The 19269-nt window shown below is 66.5% G+C and carries 16 protein-coding genes and 2 tRNA genes; 8 read left to right on the top strand and 10 right to left on the bottom strand.

From position 1 onward, the window contains the following. Positions 1 to 25: 25 nt before the first annotated feature. Together QZL87_RS05540 and QZL87_RS05535 are read right to left on the bottom strand one after the other, a co-directional pair. Positions 26 to 1252 carry a site-specific integrase gene (locus QZL87_RS05540; protein ID WP_295324990.1) on the bottom strand — a complete coding sequence of 409 codons (1227 nt, stop codon included), beginning with the start codon at positions 1250 to 1252 and terminating at the stop codon, positions 26 to 28. A 197-nt stretch (positions 1253 to 1449) separates the two neighbouring features. Continuing rightward, positions 1450 to 1535, bottom strand: a tRNA-Tyr gene (locus QZL87_RS05535). A gap of 78 nt (positions 1536 to 1613) precedes the next feature. Between QZL87_RS05535 and rlmB the strand changes: the two genes are divergently transcribed. Then, positions 1614 to 2381 carry a 23S rRNA (guanosine(2251)-2'-O)-methyltransferase RlmB gene (rlmB, locus tag QZL87_RS05530; RefSeq protein WP_295324986.1) on the top strand — a complete coding sequence of 256 codons (768 nt, stop codon included), beginning with the start codon at positions 1614 to 1616 and terminating at the stop codon, positions 2379 to 2381. 80 nt (positions 2382 to 2461) lie between these two features. Here the strand turns inward: rlmB and QZL87_RS05525 are convergent, their stop codons facing one another. Further along, the gene (locus QZL87_RS05525) at positions 2462 to 2779 is read right to left on the bottom strand and encodes a 2Fe-2S iron-sulfur cluster-binding protein (protein ID WP_295324981.1); all 318 of its coding nucleotides are present in this window, start codon (positions 2777 to 2779) and stop codon (positions 2462 to 2464) included. 101 nt (positions 2780 to 2880) lie between these two features. Here QZL87_RS05525 and QZL87_RS05520 point away from each other — a divergent pair, with 101 nt between their 5' ends. Continuing rightward, positions 2881 to 3498, top strand: a complete 618-nt coding sequence (locus QZL87_RS05520) for a DNA-3-methyladenine glycosylase 2 family protein (protein WP_295324978.1) — start codon at positions 2881 to 2883, stop codon at positions 3496 to 3498. Between the two features lie 151 nt (positions 3499 to 3649). On the opposite strand, the gene tig is transcribed toward QZL87_RS05520, so the two are convergent. Both tig and QZL87_RS05510 read right to left on the bottom strand, forming a co-directional pair. Continuing rightward, positions 3650 to 5245, bottom strand: coding sequence for a trigger factor (gene tig / locus QZL87_RS05515; protein ID WP_295324974.1), 1596 nt, complete (start codon positions 5243 to 5245; stop codon positions 3650 to 3652). Positions 5246 to 5332: 87 nt separating this feature from the next. After that, positions 5333 to 5417, bottom strand: a tRNA-Leu gene (locus QZL87_RS05510). A gap of 190 nt (positions 5418 to 5607) precedes the next feature. On the opposite strand from QZL87_RS05510, the gene QZL87_RS05505 reads away from it, so the two are divergent. Both QZL87_RS05505 and QZL87_RS05500 read left to right on the top strand, forming a co-directional pair. Further along, positions 5608 to 5805 carry a hypothetical protein gene (locus tag QZL87_RS05505; protein WP_295324970.1) on the top strand — a complete coding sequence of 66 codons (198 nt, stop codon included), beginning with the start codon at positions 5608 to 5610 and terminating at the stop codon, positions 5803 to 5805. Between the two features lie 164 nt (positions 5806 to 5969). Next, positions 5970 to 7655, top strand: a complete 1686-nt coding sequence (locus QZL87_RS05500) for an amidohydrolase (RefSeq protein WP_295324966.1) — start codon at positions 5970 to 5972, stop codon at positions 7653 to 7655. A 137-nt stretch (positions 7656 to 7792) separates the two neighbouring features. On the opposite strand, the gene QZL87_RS05495 is transcribed toward QZL87_RS05500, so the two are convergent. From QZL87_RS05495 to QZL87_RS05475, 5 genes are all read right to left on the bottom strand, one after another. Beyond that, positions 7793 to 9124: an amidohydrolase family protein gene (locus QZL87_RS05495; RefSeq protein ID WP_295324961.1), complete on the bottom strand. Its 1332-nt coding sequence runs from the start codon at positions 9122 to 9124 to the stop codon at positions 7793 to 7795. Positions 9125 to 9135: 11 nt separating this feature from the next. Next, positions 9136 to 10602 carry an Asp-tRNA(Asn)/Glu-tRNA(Gln) amidotransferase subunit GatB gene (gene gatB / locus QZL87_RS05490; RefSeq protein ID WP_295324956.1) on the bottom strand — a complete coding sequence of 489 codons (1467 nt, stop codon included), beginning with the start codon at positions 10600 to 10602 and terminating at the stop codon, positions 9136 to 9138. A 126-nt stretch (positions 10603 to 10728) separates the two neighbouring features. Then, positions 10729 to 12210, bottom strand: coding sequence for an Asp-tRNA(Asn)/Glu-tRNA(Gln) amidotransferase subunit GatA (gene gatA / locus QZL87_RS05485; protein ID WP_295324953.1), 1482 nt, complete (start codon positions 12208 to 12210; stop codon positions 10729 to 10731). 127 nt (positions 12211 to 12337) lie between these two features. After that, positions 12338 to 12640, bottom strand: coding sequence for an Asp-tRNA(Asn)/Glu-tRNA(Gln) amidotransferase subunit GatC (gene gatC, locus QZL87_RS05480; protein ID WP_295324948.1), 303 nt, complete (start codon positions 12638 to 12640; stop codon positions 12338 to 12340). Positions 12641 to 12848: 208 nt separating this feature from the next. Then, a complete protein-coding gene (locus tag QZL87_RS05475) occupies positions 12849 to 14627 on the bottom strand; it encodes a DUF4153 domain-containing protein (protein WP_295324944.1) in 1779 nt (592 codons plus the stop codon). Between the two features lie 199 nt (positions 14628 to 14826). Between QZL87_RS05475 and QZL87_RS05470 the strand changes: the two genes are divergently transcribed. The 4 genes from QZL87_RS05470 to QZL87_RS05455 all read left to right on the top strand — a co-directional run bounded on the left by QZL87_RS05470 (position 14827) and on the right by QZL87_RS05455 (position 19147). Continuing rightward, positions 14827 to 16125 (top strand): DUF3089 domain-containing protein, encoded by a 1299-nt coding sequence (locus tag QZL87_RS05470; protein WP_295324941.1) that lies wholly within the window; start codon positions 14827 to 14829, stop codon positions 16123 to 16125. A gap of 174 nt (positions 16126 to 16299) precedes the next feature. After that, positions 16300 to 16758 (top strand): Holliday junction resolvase RuvX, encoded by a 459-nt coding sequence (gene ruvX / locus QZL87_RS05465; RefSeq protein ID WP_295324938.1) that lies wholly within the window; start codon positions 16300 to 16302, stop codon positions 16756 to 16758. Between the two features lie 179 nt (positions 16759 to 16937). Next, positions 16938 to 17933 (top strand): aspartate carbamoyltransferase catalytic subunit, encoded by a 996-nt coding sequence (locus QZL87_RS05460; protein WP_295324935.1) that lies wholly within the window; start codon positions 16938 to 16940, stop codon positions 17931 to 17933. After that, the gene (locus QZL87_RS05455; protein ID WP_295324931.1) at positions 17924 to 19147 is read left to right on the top strand and encodes a dihydroorotase; all 1224 of its coding nucleotides are present in this window, start codon (positions 17924 to 17926) and stop codon (positions 19145 to 19147) included. The genes QZL87_RS05460 and QZL87_RS05455 overlap by 10 nt, the downstream gene beginning before the upstream one ends. Positions 19148 to 19269 lie beyond the last annotated feature (122 nt).

Genomic DNA, 19269 nt, shown 5'->3' with positions numbered 1-19269 from the left:
GTGCCTGCATAGGAAGAGGCAGGCATTATCCCGCCTTTTTTCCTGCCAGTGGCACCATATTGTCCGTGCCAACTGCTCCGCTCGCGCAATAGCGTCCCCACGCGGCCATCAGTTCCACACGCGCTCCCGGCTTATCGGGGGTGCCAAGATAGGTGGTGCGGCGATAGGCGGCCTGCACTGCGTCCGGCGTCTTATGCGCCAGCGCCGCCTCCACCACGGCATCGGCAAAGCCCTCGTTCGCCGCCCAATCGGTAAAGGCGGAACGGAAACCGTGGACGTGGTAAGGCTCGCTCATGTCGCGCATCACCTTCAGCAGCGTCATGTCCGACATCGGCTTGCCAGCCATGCCCGGAAACACGACATCACTCTCCCCCAGCCTGAACGCCGCCGCCTTCGCCACCACCGCCAGAGCGGCGTCTGAGAGTGGCACCATGTGCCCCTTGCTCCGCTTCATATGATCGGCGGGGATCGTCCAGAGGCGGCCCTCAAGGTCGAATTCGGTCCAGGTGGCAAGGCGCACCTCCTGCGAACGAACAGCCGTCAGGATGAGCAGTTCCAGCGCGAGTCGTCCGAATGACGGCTTGCGTTGCAATGCCGTCATGAAGGCCGGCACGGCGACATAGGGCATGGCTTTGCGGTTTTCGCGTTCCTTCACTTGCCGGGGCAGACCGCGCCCAGCTTTCAGGCTTCCGCTACCCGACGGGGCTTCGCTGGAACGCCAGCCCTTCGCGTGAGCATAATCGAGCACCGCGCATATCCGGTTGCGCACCTGGCGCGCCGTTTCGGGGATTTCCTGCCAGATCGGGGTCAGCACCGCGATGATGTCGGGCGAGCCGATGCCTCCGGTCGGAATATCGCCCAGTTTCGCGAAGGCGTGGTTTTCCAGACTGGCGAGCCACTGACGAGCATAAATGGGACTTTTCCAGCCGGCCTTATTCTCGGCATGATATTGGCGCGCGGCCTCGCGGAACGTCACCTTCGCGGCAACCTCGTCTTTCTTTTCGGCCAGAACATCGCGCCGTTCCACCTTGACCGCCTTACGCAGCCCCCTCGACTTCTCGCGGGCTTCCGCCAGCGTCAGCAGCTTGGCGCTGCCGAGCCCTATATCATGCCGCTTGCCGTCGCGCTGCAATCGCAGGAACCAGGAGGCTCCGCCGCGCTTGTCCACCTTCAAAAACAGCCCTTCGCCATCCTGATAAGTACCAGGATTCGCCAAAGCTGCCTTGACCGCAATCGCCGTGAGCCTGCCCATCGCGTTACCCCCACATTCTTCCCCCACACTTTTGGGGGATAAAGTGTGGGGGTAAGAAAATCTTCCCCCACATTCCCCCCACACTTTTCTTCGGCTGCACACGAACGACGCCGGACGCAGGGGGACGGATATGGCGATAATACGCTAGGTTTTCTGCGATTTCTAGGGATTTCGGCGGATGCCCTCGGATGGGAGGGTGGTGGACAGGGCTGGATTCGAACCAGCGTACGGAAACCCGGGCAGATTTACAGTCTGCTGCCTTTAACCACTCGGCCACCTGTCCTTGGGGCCCGCTTTGGGAAGCGGTGCAATGGCGAAACGAGGCTTGCCTGTCAATGGCAGTCATGGGAAAGGCGCGGCCATGAGACAATTTTCCCGTCATCGTCGTCCGGGCGGCCAGAATTCGCGCGGCCAGGCCATCCGTTTCTGGGGCCGCCACGCCGTTCTCGCCGCGCTCGCCAACCCCGAACGCACCGTCAAGCGCATCTGGGGCACGCGCGAAGCATTGGGCCAACTCGATCTGCCGCCGGTGATTCCGATCAGCTACGCCGATGTCGCCGACCTCGCGCGACTCGTTGCGCGCGACGCGCCGCATCAGGGCCTCGTCATCGAGGTCGACCCGCTCGAGGGCGTCCATCTCGGCGACCTGCTGCAGGAAGAGGTCGATGCCGGCAGCAAGCGCCCGCTCGTCATCCTCGATCAGGTCACCGACCCGCATAATATCGGCGCGGTGCTGCGCTCGGCGGCGGCGTTCGACGCCGCCGCGATCATCACGCAGGACCGCCACAGCCCGCCCGAAAGCGGCGTCATCGCGCGCTCGGCCTCGGGCGCGCTCGAAACCGTGCCGTGGGTACGCGTCGTCAACCTGTCGCGCGCGCTGGAGGAAATCGCCGAGGCGCAATATTGGCGCATCGGGCTGATGGGCGATACCGAAACGACGCTGGGCTCGACGCTCGACGGCAGCAAGGTCGCGCTCGTGCTCGGTTCCGAGGGCGACGGGATGCGCCACAATGTCATGGAGCATTGCGACGTGCTGGCGAAGCTCCCCATTTCGCCGCGGATGGAAAGCCTCAACATCTCGAACGCCGCGGCGATCGCGCTCTACGCGGTCGCGACGGCGCAAAACTAATCGTCATCCCAGCTAAAGCTGGGATCGCTCATGTTCTGAATGGACGATAGCGGCCCCGGCTTTCGCTGGGGCGACGGAAATCAATCCTCCGCCGCGATCCGCACCTTCAACCCGTCGAGCGCATCGCTGAACGGGATCTGGCACGACAGGCGCGAAGCTTCGTCGCGGTCGGTGGTCGAATCGAGCAGGTCGTTCTCGTCCTCGCTCATCGCGGGCATCGCGGCGGTGTCGCCCGCCTCGACATGGACATGGCAGGTCGCGCACGAACAGCAGCCGCCGCACAGCGCGAGCAGTTCGTCGAAACCCGCGTCGCGGATATTCTCCATCACGGTCAGGCTGGTGTCGCCTTCGATCTCATGCTCGGTTCCGTCGCGCGTCACGACAATCAGCTTCGCCATGCTAGTCCCCATAGGTTTCTTGTCGCAGGCGCTATGTCGCGCGTTGCCTGTCAAATCAAGCGTTGCTATCAGCAACCTTGGGAACAAAAGGAGAATATGTGATGAGCTTCGGCCAGGAGCAGCTGAATGCGGGAATCGACGCGATCGCCGCGATCGACGCCAATTTCGCGCGCGCGCTCGGCAACGCCGGCTATCCGCCGCCGCGCATCCGCGAGCGCGGCTATACCACCCTGCTCCGCACCATCGTCGGCCAGCAGGTCAGCGTCGCCGCCGCGAATTCGATCTGGACCAAGCTGGAGACCGCCTTCGGCGAAGGATGCCCCGCCGAGGTCATGGCCGCCGCCGAGTTCGACGCGCTGCGCGCCTGCGGCCTGTCGGGACAGAAGCAAGGCTATGCCAGGAGCCTCGCGCAGCTCGTGCTCGACGGCGAACTCGATTTCGACGCCCTCCCCGCCGACGACGAGGAAGCGATCGCCTTGCTCACCAAGGTCAAGGGCATCGGCCGCTGGTCGGCCGAAATCTACCTGCTCTTCGCCGAAGGCCGCCCCGACATCTGGCCCGCGGGCGACCTCGCGGTGCAGGAAGCCGTCGGCCGCATCCTCGGGCTCGGCGCGCGGCCGAGCGAGAAACAGGCGCGCGAACTGGCCGAGCCATGGCGTCCGCATCGCGGCGCGGCGGCGATCTTCAGCTGGCACTGCTATAATATGGATGTGATCTGAGCGCGTTCGTCGCCCCCGCGAAGGCGGGGGCCGCCAGCGACCTTGCGCTACACCGGTAGCGGCCCCCGCCTTCGCGGGGGCGACGATTCAAACAAAAAAGGCCGGGCGGAGCATCCTCCACCCGGCCTTTTTGTCGATCGTCAGCCGAAGCCTATTTCTTCGCGGCGGCCTTCTTGGCCGGAGCCTTTTTCGCGGGCTCGGCCTTTTCGGCCTTCGCCGGAGCAGCCTTCTTCGCGGCGGGCTTGTCCTCGGCCTTGGCCGCAGCCTTCTTCGCCGACGCCTTCTTGGGCTCGGCCTTGGCCTCTTCCTTCACCGCATCCTTCTTGGCGGGCGCAGCCTTCTTCGCGGCCGCCTTCTTGGCGGGCTTCGCGTCATGGTCATGGTCGTGACCGCAGCCCGGACCGTGGACGTGGCCGTCATCGTCGGCCTCGATCGCCGCCTCGATCTCTTCACGCGTCACTTCGCGGTCGCTGATCTCGGCCTTTTCGAACAGGAAGTCGACGACCTTGTCCTCATAAAGCGGCGCGCGGAGCTGCGCGGCGGCGAGCGCGTCCTGCTGGACATATTCGACGAAACGCTGGCGGTCTTCGGGGCGATATTGCTGCGCCGCCTGCATGACGAGGCGCTGCATTTCCTGTGCCGACACCTGCACGCCATGCGCCTGGCCGATCTCCGACAGAAGCAAGCCGAGGCGGACGCGGCGCACCGCGATGCTGCGATATTCGTCGCGGTCGCTCTCGAGTTCGGCCTTCGCCGCTTCGGGATCTTCCTCGTGGCTCGCTTCATGCTCGAGCTGCTGCCAGATCTGGTTGAACTCGGCCTCGACCATCGTCGGCGGCACGTCAAAGTCGTGGCTCGCGGCGAGCTGGTCGAGCAGCTTGCGCTTCATATAGGTGCGCGTCAGGCCGTTCAGTTCCTGCTCGACCTGATCCTTCATCAGCTCCTTGAGCTTGTCGAGGCTTTCGAGGCCGAGCGATTTCGCAAACTCGTCGTCGATCTTCGACGCCGCGGGGACCTTCACTTCCTTCACCGTGACGGCGAATTCGGCGGGCTTGCCCTTCAGATTCTCGACCGGATATTCGTCGGGGAAGGTGACTTTCAGCACCTTTTCGTCGCCCGCCTTGACGCCGACGAGCTGGTCTTCGAAGCCCGGGATCAGCTGGCCCGAGCCGATCTCGACCGCCATGTCCTCACCCGTGCCGCCGTCGAAGGCGACGCCGTCGACGCTGCCGGCGAAGTCGATGATGACCTGATCGCCCTGGGCGGCCTTCTTGGTCTTCGGCGCTTCCTCGAACCGCTTCATCTGCGCGGCGAATTCCTCGATCTTCGCCATCACCGCCTTGTCGTCGGCGGGAACGGTCAGCCGCTCGAGCTTCAGCCCGTCGATCGACGGGGTTTCGATTTCGGGCAGCACTTCCAGCGCGACGGTGACTTCGGCGTCCTTGCCGGTTTCATAACCGTCGGCCAGCGTCACCGCGGGCTGCAGCGCCGGGCGCAGCTTTTCCTTCGCCATCAGGTCGCGCACGCCGGCGTCGATCGCCTTGTTGAGCGCGTCGGCCGACAGCGCGGGCCCGTGCATCTTGCGGATCAGGTTCGGCGGCACCTTGCCAGGGCGGAAACCGGGCATGCGGACGGTCGGGGCGATGCTCTTCACCTCGTCGTCGACGCGCGCGTCGATATCCTTGGCGGTGATCGTGACGCGATATTCGCGCTTCAGGCCTTCGTTCAGCGTTTCGACGGTCTTCATTGCCTTGGTCTTATCCTTGCTCAAAATCTCGTATCGAACCCCGCCAAAATGGCGGAGTTCCCCATGATCCCGGCCTGCATTGCGGATTGGTGCGGGCGAAGGGACTCGAACCCCCACATCTTGCGATACTGGTACCTAAAACCAGCGCGTCTACCAATTCCGCCACGCCCGCAGGTGTTTTCGGCCGGGTGCACGAAATCGCGCGCTGCCGCGCACGCCCGTGCGGGCCGCGCGGGGCTATAGCAGACGCGTGGCCGAGGGCAAGGGCGGAAAGCCCCCTGTTCCGCGGGCGGAACATGCTCGGCGCCCGCGGGCGGAACATGCTTCGCGCCCGTTCGTTGGTTGATCCAAGGAGAAAGATCATGGTCAGTAGCCCCGACCCGCTGCCCAAGCCGAAGCCCGATACGATCGAACCGCAATCGCCGCCCGAAAAGCCGGTGCAGCCCACCCCGCTCGAAGACCCCGCCGGCCAGCCCGCCGAAGTCCCCGGCCGCCCAGGCGGCGGCGACATCGACCAGCCCGGCCGCGGCCCGAGCGAAGTGCCGCCGCAGGAGGTGTGACGCCGCCTCACAATTCGTCATTCCCGCGAAAGCGGGAACCCAGTTGCGCCTTCGGTTCGCTGGGTTCCCGCTTTCGCGGGGATGACGAGGAAGATTAGATTGCTCAGGAATACTTGACCTCTCCTCTCTCCCTCCGCACGGTGGGCGTTCAAGGGGAGAGACAAATGAAATCCATCACCGCCGCCATCGCGCTGCTTTTGGCAACCACAACGCCCGCCGCCGCACAGGACACGATCCTCTATCGCGGCGGCCCGATCATCACCATGGACGGCGACACCCCCCAAAGCGTCGAGGCCGTCGTCACCAGGGGCGACCGCATCGCCTTCGTCGGCACGGAGCAGGAGGCGCGCAAAGTGGCGGGCAGCGACGCCGCAATCCACGACCTTCACGGCGCCACCCTCCTCCCCGGCTTCATCGACGCCCATTCGCATTTTTCGGCGATGATGCAGATGGCGAGCGGGCTCGACCTCGACGATCCGTCGCTGCCGCCCGTCACCGACATCGCTTCGCTCCAGGCCGCGATTCGCGGCTTCATCGACGCACGCGCGATCCCCGCGGGCGGCTGGGTCGTCGTGTGGCAATATGACGATCAGAAGCTTGCCGAAAAACGACACATCACCCGCGCCGAACTCGACGCCATAGCCGCCGACCGCAACATCGTCGTGCTGCACAGCTCGCTGCATTCGCTGGTCGCCAACAGCGCCACCCTCGCCGCCGCGCATTTGACCGATGCCAGCACGCCGCCGCCCGGCGGCACCTTCCTGCGCGATGCCGAAGGGCGCCTCAACGGCGTGCTGCTCGAAACCGCCGCCTTCATCATCCACGGCGCGATGCCGAAACCGACGCTGGACCAGCGGCTGGCGACGCTCGACGCCGCACAGCAACGCTATTTCGCCCACGGCTACACCCATGCGCAGGACGGCGCGACGCTGCTCGGCGACATCGCTTTCTTCACCGGCGCCGCGGCGCGCGAACGCCTGAAAATCGATCTCGCGCTCCTCCCGCTCTACACCGGGCTCGACAAGCTGCTCGCCGACCCCGCTCTCGAATTCGGGGTCTATCGGGGCCATGCCAAGCTGCAGGGGATCAAATTCATTCTCGACGGTTCGGTGCAGGCGCGCACCGGCTATTTCACCCGCGACTATGCGCTGGGCAGCCCGACGGGCGAGAATCCGTGGCACGGCCACCCCAATATCGCCCCCGGCGCCTTTCGCGCCGCCGCGGCCAAGGTGAACGACCGCGGCTGGCAGATTTTCGCGCACGCCAATGGCGACGCCGCGATCGACATGGCGATCAAAACCTATGACGCGCTGGGGATCACCGCCGCCGACGACCGCCGCCCGATCATCATCCATTCGCAGTTCCAGCGCCCCGACCAGCTCGCCGCATACAAACGCATCGGCGTCGGCCCCGCCTATTTCACCAACCACACATGGTATTGGGCCGACACCCACCGCCGGAATTTCCCCGCCGAGGTCGTCGATTTCATCAGCCCGATGAAGTCCGCCAAAGCCGCGGGGCTGACGCCCTCGAACCACAGCGACTTTCCGGTCACGCCAATCGACCCGATGTTCATGCTCTGGACCGCGATGGCGCGCGTTTCGCCCACCGGCGTCGTCAGCGGCGCAGGCGAGCGCGTCGACGCCTATGCCGCGCTCCAGGCGCTCACCACCGGTCCGGCCTGGCAAGCGTTCGAAGAAGACCGCAAGGGCCGCATCAAGCCGGGCCTGCTCGCCGACTTCGTGATCCTCGACAAGAACCCGCTGACGACGCCGGTGGACGGCATCAAGGACATCAGGGTCCGCGAAACGATCAAGGAAGGCCGCAGCGTCTGGAAGGCGGCCGATTAGAGGCTGATCATATTTGATAGAATCGTCATCCCGGCGAAGGCCGGGATCTCCCCGTTTCGGCCTGATGCACCGGCGAGATCCCGGCCTTCGCCGGGATGACGGGAAGGAAGGGCGTTTCAGTCTAACCCGATCACGCTTTAAGGAACGACGCGCTTCGCCGCGACATCCTCCAGCATCGTCTTAAGCGCCGCCGCATCATACCACCGCCTGCCCGCCATCACGCCAAGCGGGGCCCGCAAGGTCGCGGGATTTTCGAGCGGATTGTCGGCGACGAGCAGCAGGCCGGCGCGATAGCCCGGCGCCACCACGCCGAACTTCGCCGCCCCCGGCACCGTCTTCGCGATGAATTCGCCCGGCGTGCGCGTCGCTGCCGACAGCGCCTGCCACGGGGTCAGCCCGGCGCCGAGCATCGCGTCGATCTCTTCGTGCAGCGCGAAGCCCGGAACCTCCCCGGGGATCGACGGCGCGTCGCCACCGGTGATCAAGGGCACGCCCGCATCGGCCATCGCCTTCACGAAGCGCGCTTCGAACGCCACCCGCCGCGACAGGTCGACCGCCTTTTTCTGATAGCCCGACTGTGCCCAGCCGATCCGGTCGCCCGGCGACAGATAGCGCGCCTCGGGCGCCGCCAGATAGGCTTTCACGACCTCGGGCTTACCGAACTGCGCCGCGATCGCGCGATAGTTGAACAGGTCCGACGTCACGAAGGCGCCGTGCGCCTTCACCAGCGCGATCGCATCGGCGATCCGCGCGTCGTCGGGCGGCGCGTTCGGATCGTCGGCGGGCGGCTCGGGGAAGAAACCGTAGAAGAATTCCTCGACATGCGCGACCATCGCCTGCCCCGCCGCAAGCTGCCGCGCGAGCCCGACTGCCTTCGCATTGTGGCCGACGATGCCGACGCCCTGCGCTTTCGCCTCCTCGGCCAACGCCGCGAAGGCATCGGCCGACAGGTTCGTATAGACTTTGATGAAGCTGTAGCCGTTCGCCTTCGCGATCCCGACGATCGCGCGCGCATCCTCGGGCGTGTCGATGACCAGATGCCCATATTGCGGGTCGCCATCGACCGCGAGCGCGGTGAAGATGTGCGGCCCCGGCACCTCGCCCTTGTTCACCGCGATCCGCGTGCGCCCGGCGAAGCTGTTCGTCGCCTCACCCATGTTGAGCATCGTGGTGACGCCGTTCGCGAGCAGCAGCGTCAGGTCGCCGCGCGTCGTCACATGATTGTGCATGTCGGCGAGCCCCGGCACCAGCCACGCGCCTTTGCCGTCGATCACCGGCGTGCCCGCGGGCAGCTTCGCCTTGATCCCGATGCTCGAAATCACGCCGTCGGTGACGATCACCGTCGTGCGCGGAATCACGCGTTCGCGGTCCATCGGCACGACGTTGACGTCGGTGAAGACGATCGTCTCGGCGCGCGCGAAAGCCGTGCCGGCGACCAGCAGCCAGAGGGTCAGGAGCGCGCGAAGCATCGCGCGCATCCTCAGTTCAGCGCCTTCTTCAGCAGTTCGTTCACCACCTGCGGGTTCGCCTTGCCCTGCATCGCCTTCATCGTCTGTCCGACGAAGAAGCCGAACAGTGCTTCCTTGCCGCCCTTATACTGCTCGACCTTGTCGGCATTGGCGGCGAGGACCTTGGCGATCTCGGCCTCGATCGCGCCGGTGTCGCTCGTCTGCTTGAGCCCCTCGCGGTCGACGATGACCGCGGCGCCGTCGCCCGTCTCGAGCATCTTCTCGAACACCTGCTTCGCAATCGTCCCCGAAATCGTCCCGTCGGCGACGAGCCCGAGCAATTCAGCGGCCTGCGCGGGCGAAACCGGCGAATCGGAAATGTCGCGTCCCAGACGATTGAGCGCGCCGAACAGCTCGCTCGTCACCCAGTTCGCCGCCGCGACGGGCTTCGCGCCCGCTTCGAGCAGCGCGTCGAACCAGCGCGCCGCCTCGACCTCGGCGGTCAGCACATCGGCGTTATAGGCCGAAATGCCCAGCCCCAGATAGCGCGCGCGCTTGGCGTCGGGCAGTTCGGGCAGGCTCGCCCGGCACTCGGCCAGAAACGCATCGTCGAGTTCCAGCGGCAGCAGGTCGGGATCGGGGAAGTAGCGGTAATCATGCGCATCTTCCTTTGACCGCATCGATCGCGTCTCGTTGCGGTCGGGATCGTAAAGCCGCGTTTCCTGCACCACCGTGCCGCCGCTTTCGATCAGTTCGACCTGGCGCTTCGCCTCGCCCTCGATCACCGCCATCACGAAGCGCACCGAATTGACGTTCTTCGTCTCGGTACGCGTGCCGAATTCGCCGCCGGGCTTGCGCACCGACACGTTCACGTCGGCGCGCATCGAGCCCTCTTCCATATTGCCGTCGCACGAGCCGACATAGCGCAGGATCGAACGCAGCTTGCGCACATAGGCCCCGGCTTCCGCAGGCGAGCGCATGTCGGGGCGCGAGACGATCTCCATCAGCGCGACGCCCGAGCGGTTGAGGTCGACATAGGACATCGTCGGATGCTGGTCGTGCATCAGCTTGCCGGCGTCCTGCTCGACATGGATGCGTTCGATCCCGATCACCTTGTCGGCGGGGATACCCGCCTTCTCATCGGCTGCGATCGTCAGCGAACCTTCGCCGACAAGCGGATGATAAAGCTGCGAAATCTGGTAACCCTGCGGCAGGTCGGCATAGAAATAATTCTTGCGGTCGAAGCGCGACCATCTGTTGATCTCGGCCTCGATCGCCATCCCCGTGCGCACCGCCTGACGGATGCACTCGCGGTTCGGCACTGGCAACATTCCCGGCATCGCGGCGTCGACGAGCGACACCTGCGTGTTCGGCTCCGCCCCGAACGCCGTCGCGGCGCCCGAGAACAGCTTGGCGTTGGAGGTGACCTGCGCATGGACCTCAAGGCCGATCACGACCTCCCACTCGCCGGTTTCGCCCTTGATGCGATAGTCAGACATCTTTTTTCCTCGTCATCCCGGCGAGAGCCAGGATCATTCGCCAATCTCGTCATCCCAGCGAAAGCTGGGATCGCTACCGTCCTGCCGCACCGCCAGCGGCCCCAGCTTTCGCGGGGGCGACGTGAGCTACCACCACTTCTCCGCCCGCGCCGTAAAGCCCGCGCGCTCCTCGATCGCCAGCCCGGCGTTCAGCACGCCCTGCTCGTCGAACGCCTTGCCGATGATCTGCAAGCCCAGCGGCAGCCCTTCGCGGTTCAGCGCGGCGGGCACCGACATCGCGGGCAGCCCCGCGAGGCTGGCGGGCACCGCGAACACATCGTTCAGATACATCGCCAGCGGATCGGCCATCTTCTCGCCGAGCCCGAACGCCGCCGACGGCGCCGTCGGCGCGAGGATCACGTCGCACACCCCGAACGCCTGCTCGAAGTCGCGCGCGATCAGCGTCCGCACCTTCTGCGCCTGCGTGTAATAGGCATCGTAGAAACCCGCCGACAGCACATAGGTACCGATCATGATGCGGCGCTTGACCTCGGGCCCGAAGCCGTCGGCGCGCGTTGCCGCATACATGTCCTGCAGCCCCGCGCCCTGCGGCAGGTCGCGCAAACCGTAACGCACGCCGTCATAGCGCGCGAGGTTCGACGACGCCTCGGCGGGCGCGATGATATAATAAGCCGGCAGCGCATATTTGGTGTGCGGCAGGCTGATCTCGACGACATCGGCCCCCGCATCCTTCAGCATCGCGATCCCCGCATCCCACATCGCGTCGATGTCGGGATCGATGCCCTCCAGCCGATATTCCTTGGGAATACCGACCGTCTTGCCCTTGAGATCGCTCGACAAAGCCGCTTCCCAATTCGGCACCGGCAGGTCGAGGCTGGTCGCATCCTTCGGATCGAAGCCCGCCATATTTTCGAGCATGATCGCGCAGTCCTTGACGTCGCGCGCCATCGGCCCCGCCTGATCGAGCGAGCTCGCGAACGCCACGATGCCCCAGCGCGAGCAGCGGCCATAGGTCGGCTTGATCCCCGAAATGCCGGTGAAGGCCGCGGGCTGGCGGATCGAGCCGCCGGTGTCGGTCCCCGTCGCCGCGGGGCAGAGCCGCGCCGCGATCGCCGACGACGAGCCGCCCGACGAGCCGCCCGGCGCGAGCGCGGCATTGCCGCCATCTTTGCGCCGCCATGGCGAAATCACATTGCCGAAATAGCTCGTCTCGTTCGACGACCCCATCGCGAACTGGTCGAGGTTGAGCTTGCCGAGCATCCCGCAACCCGCGTCCCACAGTTTCGCCGAAACGGTCGATTCATAGCGCGGGACAAAGCCTTCGAGCATATGGCTCGCGGCGGTGGTCTGGACGCCGTTCGTCGCGAACAAATCCTTCATCCCGATCGGCACGCCCGACAAGGGCTTGAGCGTCCCCGCCGCGCGGTCGGCATCGGCCGCCTTCGCCGCCGCGATCGCATGCTCGGGCGTCTCGACGATGAACGCATTGAGCGCCTTCGCGCCCGCGACATTGGCGTTGAACGCCTCGGCGACCTCGACGGCGCTGAAATCGCCCGCGCGGTGCCCGTCGCGGATCTGCGCGACCGTTAGATTTGTAAGATCAGTCATTTCCCAAACCCGCTCGTGCTGAGCTTGTCGAAGCACCGTTCTTTCTTGTTCGAACGGTGAAGAGGAGAACGGCCCTTCCCCCGGACCTGATCCGGGGTCAGGGCGAACGGAAAAAGAGCAAGGCGCATCATTCGATCACCTTCGGCACGCCAAAGAACCCATGCTGGGGCGCGGGCGCGTTCGCCAGCACATCGTCCCGACGGTTGCCGCCGGTCAGCGGGTCGGCGTCGACGACATCGTCGCGCAGCCGCAGCTTGTTCGGGATCACCGCGGTCATCGGCTCGACCCCGGTCACATCGACCTCGCCGAGTTGCTCGACCCAGCCCAAAATGCCGTTGAGTTCGCCTTCCATCGCGGCGGCCTCGGCATCGCTGATCGCGATGCGCGCCAGCGACGCGATTTTCCTTACTGTTGCCTGATCGATTGACATGATCGCCCTAACTTTAACGAAGCCGCGCCGCTAGCATCCCCGCCGGATCGCATCAACCGTCTCGATCCTCCCCGTGGCGAAGCCATGGGGAGGGGGACCGCTCGCGAAGCGAGTGGTGGAGGGGCCGCAACGTCGCGCTATTCGCCCCTCCGTCAGCGGCTGCGCCGCTGCCACCTCCCCACCGCTTCGCGGCAGGGAGGAACAAAACTCACTCGAACGTCCCCGATTCCGGCTCGCCATTCACCAGCACGCGGCGCTGCGTCACCGTCTCGACCTCGATCTGTGCCGTCGACAGATCGACCGCCGGCCTTTTTGCGTTAGCCCGCGCGGGCTTCGCCCAATCGCCCTGCACCCATTGGCCGGCGTCATTTCGCGTCACGAAGTCGAAATTCAGCGCATCGCCCGGCTCATTCTGCCCGAGCACGCCGATCCTCTTGTCGTCGAGCCACAGCGCGACGCACGCCTTGGCGCGGCTGCACATATAGCTTCCCGCGATCCGGTCGAGCGCCTCGGGCGGCAAAGCCCGGCCCTCGGGAAGCACTCGCAGCCGCTCGGCCAGCGGCTTCAACAGCAGCGCGCCGCGCGGCCCGTTCAAATCCCAGCGGTTCTTCGCAGCAAGAGCGGCCTTCGCCGCGTCGGCGCGCACCTTTTGCGGAGAACGCGCGAGGTCCGTCAGCGCCGCGCGCCCGCTCGGCCCGAAATCGAACGCCATCGCCGCCCAGTCGAACTTCTCGACCGGCGTCGCGCCCGATTTCAGCCGCGCAAGCTGATCGCGCGTCGAAATCGCCCCGAAATCGAGGATCGGCAGCGCGAGGAAGAGCGCGAGCAGCGCCAGCCCGATCGCCAGCTTCTGCTGCAGCGGTCGCAGCCAGTCGTCGAAATGGCGCCGCCCGCGCGCCACCGCCCACAGCCCGGCGATGCCATAGGCGAGCGCGATCAGCGCCGCGATCACGCCCCAGATGCGCTCGGGCGTCCAGCCATATTGGACCACGCGCAGGTGCATCGAATAATAGGCGATGCCCGCGAGCGGCAGCACCGCGACCGCCAGCACCGGCGCCGCCCAGCGCAGCGCCGGGCTCGTCGCGCGGTCGTCGCCGCCGTTGCCGATCACCGCATTGGCGAGCAGCACCGCGAACGCCGCCACCGCCATCATCACCGCCGCGGTCGAAAAGCCCGAATCCCACAGCTTCTGCAGCCCCGTCCCCGCGAGCGAGAGCAGGAACAGCACGAGCGCGACCGCGAGCACCGGCGCGAGCACTGCGAGCACGATCATCACCAGCCGCTGCAAGGTCGCGACCAGCTTGTCGCGCTCGCGCAGCAGGCCGACCGCGCCGCCGAACGCCGCGCCCGCGAGCATCCAGCCGAACCATTCGTCGTTCAAGAGGTCGAAGATCAGATTGATCCCGATCAGCTTGAACATCTGCCCGATCAGCACGGTGAGCAGGAAAGTGATGCCGACGAACGCCAGGCTCGCCGCGCCAATCACCGCGTCGGTCCACGCATGGCTGTGCAGCCGCTCATAGGGCATCGTCCACAGTTTCCAGAAGCGCCAGTCGGGCGCGACGTCGCGCCGCGTCTGGAACAGCGGCGTCGCGACGAGCACCGCGAGAATCCCCGACCAGAAGGGCCACTCGACCGGATTGCCCTGGATATTATAGGCGGCGGTCGTCCGCGCGATCAGCCCGAGGATCACGCCCCAGCCGAGCGCGAAGCCCAGCGCCCAGTGCCAGCGGCGCCGCTCGACCCCGAGCACGAACACCACCGTCGCCGCGGCGATTCCCGTCGCCAGCGCGCTCCGCCAATGCGCGAGCGCATCCTGATAATGATGGTCGATCAACAGATGAAAGGCGAGCCCCGCGACGGCGCAGATCGCCGCCATGATCCACGGGCGCAGCGGCCATGGCGGATCGCTGTCGTCGAGGCGCGCCGAAGCGCTCGACGATTTGGCGGGCGAATCGGGGGCGGTTGGTGCGATGCTCTCGGTCATGCCCGCAATCTGGGCTTGTTTCCCGCGCGTGGGCAAGCCAAATGCACCTCGATACTGGACCGGCCTCTCATCCCGTTCGTGCTGAGCTTGTCGAAGCACCGTCCTTCTCTTCCCCAAAAGTAAAGAACGGCCCTTCGACAAGCTCAGGGCGAACGGTTAGAGAAGGGCCGATTTCTCTCCCGACCGCATGGAGCCCCATTTGGCCCGCAAATTCCTCTACATCATCGCCGCGATCATCCTCCTCATTCTCGCTGCCGGCATCGTCTATCAGCTGTTCCCGGGCTGGATCGCGCGCACCGCCTTCGTGCCCAGCACCGAGTTCGAGCCGCAGGCCGCCGCCGCCCCCAACGCCTATGACGATCCCAAGATGTGGTTCGCGCGGCCGGGCATGGAAAAGGACCCCTCGGCCTGGCGCCCCGCCGCCGACGGCAGCGAGACCCCCGGCACCGAAATTCCGGCCGAAAAGACCGCCGGCGAGTTGATCCCGCCCGCCAAGGCAGCCCAGGCGGCGGCCGAAGCGCCCTTCCCCAGGGGCGACGCCGCGGTCTTTTTCGTCCACCCGACCAGCTATTACAGCCGCTCGAGCTGGAACGCGCCGCTCGAGGATCGCGATTCGGACCACCGCGCCAATCTGTTCGTGCAGGGCATGGCGAGCGCCTTTGCCGATGCCGGCGAAATCTGGGCGCCGCGCTATCGCCAGGCGACGCTCGGCGCCTTCCTCGCCGAGGATCGCGTCACCGCGGGCAAGGCGATCGATTCGGCCTATCGCGACGTCGAGCAGGCGTTCGACGCCTTCGTCGCCGCGCAGCCGAAGGACAAGCCGATCATCCTCGCGGGCCACAGCCAGGGCGCGCTCCACCTCACCACCCTGCTCCGCACGAAGATCGCGGGCACCCCGCTCGCGAAGCGCATCGTCGCCGCCTATGTCATCGGCTGGCCGGTCAGTATCGACACCGACATCGCCGCGCTCGGCCTCCCCGCCTGCCGGACGCCCGAGCAGAAGGGCTGCATCCTCGGCTGGGCGAGCTTCGCCGACCCCGCCGATCCGGCGATGGTCACCGACGCCTATGACGGCACGATCGGCTTCGACGGCCGCCCGCGCGCCGAAACGCGGATGCTCTGCACCAACCCGCTCACCGGCATCCCCGACACCGCCGCGCCGCCCGAGGCTAATATCGGCACGCTCAAACCCACCACCGGCTTCAAGTCGGGATCGCTGGTCGCGGGCAAGATCGGCGCCGCATGCGACGACACGCGCGGCTTCCTGATGATCGGCGACGCCGACATCGCCAAGAATTACGTCGTCGCGGGCTATGTGCTGCCGGGCAACAATTATCACGTCTACGACATCACCCTCTTCTGGGCCAACGTCCGCGCCGACGCGCTCCGCCGCCTCGCGACCTATGAGGGCAAGCCCTCGCCGGTGCCGCCGCCGGCGGAACCGCTGGAGCCGGAAACTCCGTCCCTCACTCCCCCAGCCTCGTCACCCCGGACTTGATCCGGGGTCCCGCTTTTTAAGCCGCTCGCTTCCCTGCTTGAATCGTCATCCCGGCGAAGGCCGGGATCTCACCCTGGCATCCTGACACACCGGCGAGATCCCGGCCTTCGCCGGGATGACGGAACGGTGGTGATGTCTTTCATTCAAAGGCGATCATGTTCTAGAGAGGCCGTGATGATCACCACCGCCGCCCCCGACTTCGCCGCCGCGCTGCCGGTCGGCGGCCGTCTCATGAGCCTCGACGTCGGCACGAAAACCATCGGCGTCGCCTTCTGCGATGCGAACTGGAGCTTCGCGACCCCCGACAAGACGATCATCCGCAAGAAATTCGCGCTCGATCTCGAAGCCCTCAAGGCCCTCGTCGCCCAGCACAATATCGCCGGCCTCGTCGTCGGCCTGCCGCTCAACATGGACGGCAGCGACAGCCCGCGCACGCAAAGCACCCGCGCCTTCGCGCGCAACCTCGCGCCGCTCGGTCTTCCGCTGCTGCTCTGGGACGAGCGCTGGTCGACCGCCGCGGTCGAGCGCGCGATGATCGCCGCCGACGTCAGCCGCGCCAAGCGCGCGACACGCGTCGACAGCGCCGCCGCGGCGTTCATCCTGCAGGGCGCGATCGACGCGATGACCAGATAATCCTCCCTGCCGCGAAGCGGTGGGGAGGGGGACCGCGCCCGAAGGGCGTGGTGGAGGGGCCGCAACGCCGCGTCATTGCCCCTCCGTCAGCGCTTCGCGCTGCCACCTCCCCATGGCTTCGCCACAGGGAGGATCTTTCCTTGCCAGACTCGTCCCGCCCACCTAAACGCTCCCCTTTAATGACAAGCTCCACCATCCGACCCGCCAGCGACTATCCGCCCGGCGGCGATGCGTTTCGCCATCGCCACCTCACCGGCATCGCCCCGCTCACTCCGTGGGAGATTTCCTACGTCCTCGACGCCGCCGAAGAGTGGGTCGAACTCAATCGCAGCGGCGCCGCGAAGCATGACGACCGGCTCGCGGGCCTGACGATCATCAACGCCTTTTTCGAGAATTCCACCCGCACATTGCTGTCGTTCGAGATCGCGGGCAAGCGCCTCGGCGCCGATGTCGTCAACATGCACGCCGCGCAGTCGAGCGTGAAGAAGGGCGAGACGCTGATCGACACCGCGATGACGCTGAACGCGATGCGCGCCGACGCGATCGTCATCCGCCACGCCGCGTCGGGCGCGGTCCAGCTCATCGCCGACAAGGTCGACTGCCCCGTCCTCAACGCCGGCGATGGCCGCCACGAGCATCCGACGCAGGCCTTGCTCGACGCGCTCACCATCCGCCGCCGCCTCGGCCGTGTCGAGGGGCTCACCATTGCGATCTGCGGCGACGTCCTCCACAGCCGCGTCGCGCGCTCGAACATCCTCGCGCTGACGCTGCTCGGCAACGAGGTGCGCGTCGTCGCGCCGCCGACGCTCACCCCGCCCGCGATGGAGCGGATGCACGTCACCAGCTTCACAGACATGGACGAGGGTATCAGGGACGCCGATGTCGTGATGATGCTCCGCCTCCAGAACGAGCGCATGGACGGCGCCTACCTGCCCTCGGCGCGCGAATATCACGCGCTTTACGGCCTGACGCCCAAGCGGCTCGAAATGGCGAAACCCGATGCCATCGTCATGCACCCCGGCCCGATGAACCGCGGGGTCGAGATCGACAGCAGCATCGCCGACGATCCCGCGCGATCGACGATCACCGAACAGGTCGAGATGGGCGTCGCGGTGCGCATGGCCTGCCTCGACATATTGACGCGCCGCAAACGGGGGGTCGCGGGATGGAACTGAGGCCGCTCCATATCGTCAATGCGCAGCTGATCGATAGCGACACGCCGCGTCCTGGCAGCCTGCTCGCGGTCGATGGCCGCATTGCCGCACTCGATCCGATCCAAATCCCCGACGGAACCGAGACCGTCGATGCGAAGGGCCAATGGCTCGCCCCCGGCATCGTCGACCTCGGCGTCTTCGCGACCGACAAACCCGCCTTTCACTTCGGCGGCATCACGCGCGCCGCGCTGATGCCCGACAGCGGCCCGCTCGACGGCGCCGGGCTAGTCGAGCGGGCCGCGAAGGGCGGCAAGCCCGACCTCTGGGTCCACCCGCTCGCCGCCGCCACGAAAGGCCTTGCGGGCAAGGAACTCGCCGAGATCGGCCTGATGAAACAGGCGGGCGCGCGCGCCATCGCCACCGGCCGCGGCCGCATCGCCGACAGCGGCGTGATGCGCCGCGTGCTGTCCTACGCCGCCTCGCTCGGCCTCGTCACGATCATCCATGCCGAGGACGAAGGCCTCACCGCCGGCGCGGTCGCAACCGACGGCGAGATGGCGACGCGGCTCGGCCTCGCCTCCGCCCCCGCCATTGCCGAGGGAATCGCGATCGCGCGCGATCTCGCGCTCGTCGAAGAAACCGGCGCGCCAGTGCATTTCCGCCAGGTCACGACCGCGCGCGGGCTCGCGCTTGTTCGCGAAGCCAAGGCGAAGGGGCTGCCCGTGCTTTGCGGCATCACCCCCGCGCATCTGCTGCTCTCGGACACCGCGATCGGTGATTTCCGCACCTTCGCGCGCCTGTCACCACCGCTCCGTTCGGAGGACGACCGCCACGCCTGCCTCGCCGCGATTAAGGACGGCACGATCGATATATTGTCGTCGGGCCACGACCCGCGCGGCCCCGAGGACAAGCGCCTGCCCTTCGCCGAGGCTTTGCCCGGCATGGCGGGCGCCGAAACTTTGCTCGCGCTCGGCCTCGGCCTCGTCCGCGACGGCCATGTCTCGCCCGGCCGCCTGTTCGAACTGCTCGCGAAGACCCCCGCCTGCCTGCTCGGCGTCGACGCCGGCAGCCTCGCGGTGGGACAGGAAGCCGACCTCATCCTCGTCGATCCCGACACGCCGTGGCAGGTCGACGCGAAGAAAATGGCCGCCTGGGCGGGCAACACCCCCTTCGACGGCATGCCGGTGCAGGGCCGCGCGACGATGATGTGGAAGGGCGGCGTGCGGATACGCTAGGGCGGCGTTGGGGTGGAGAGCGGACGTCTCCAACATTCGTAAGGGAATAGCGACTACCGGTTGCTTCCAGTCTTCGTCATCCCGGGCTTGACCCGGGATCCCGCTTTTCCTTCTGACGCGTT

The sequence above is a fragment of the uncultured Sphingopyxis sp. genome (assembly GCF_900078365.1).
In the GTDB taxonomy this organism is placed as follows: Bacteria; Pseudomonadota; Alphaproteobacteria; order Sphingomonadales; family Sphingomonadaceae; genus Sphingopyxis.
Note: the sequence above shows the minus strand (reverse complement) of the source record. Positions and strands in the feature narration are given on the sequence as shown.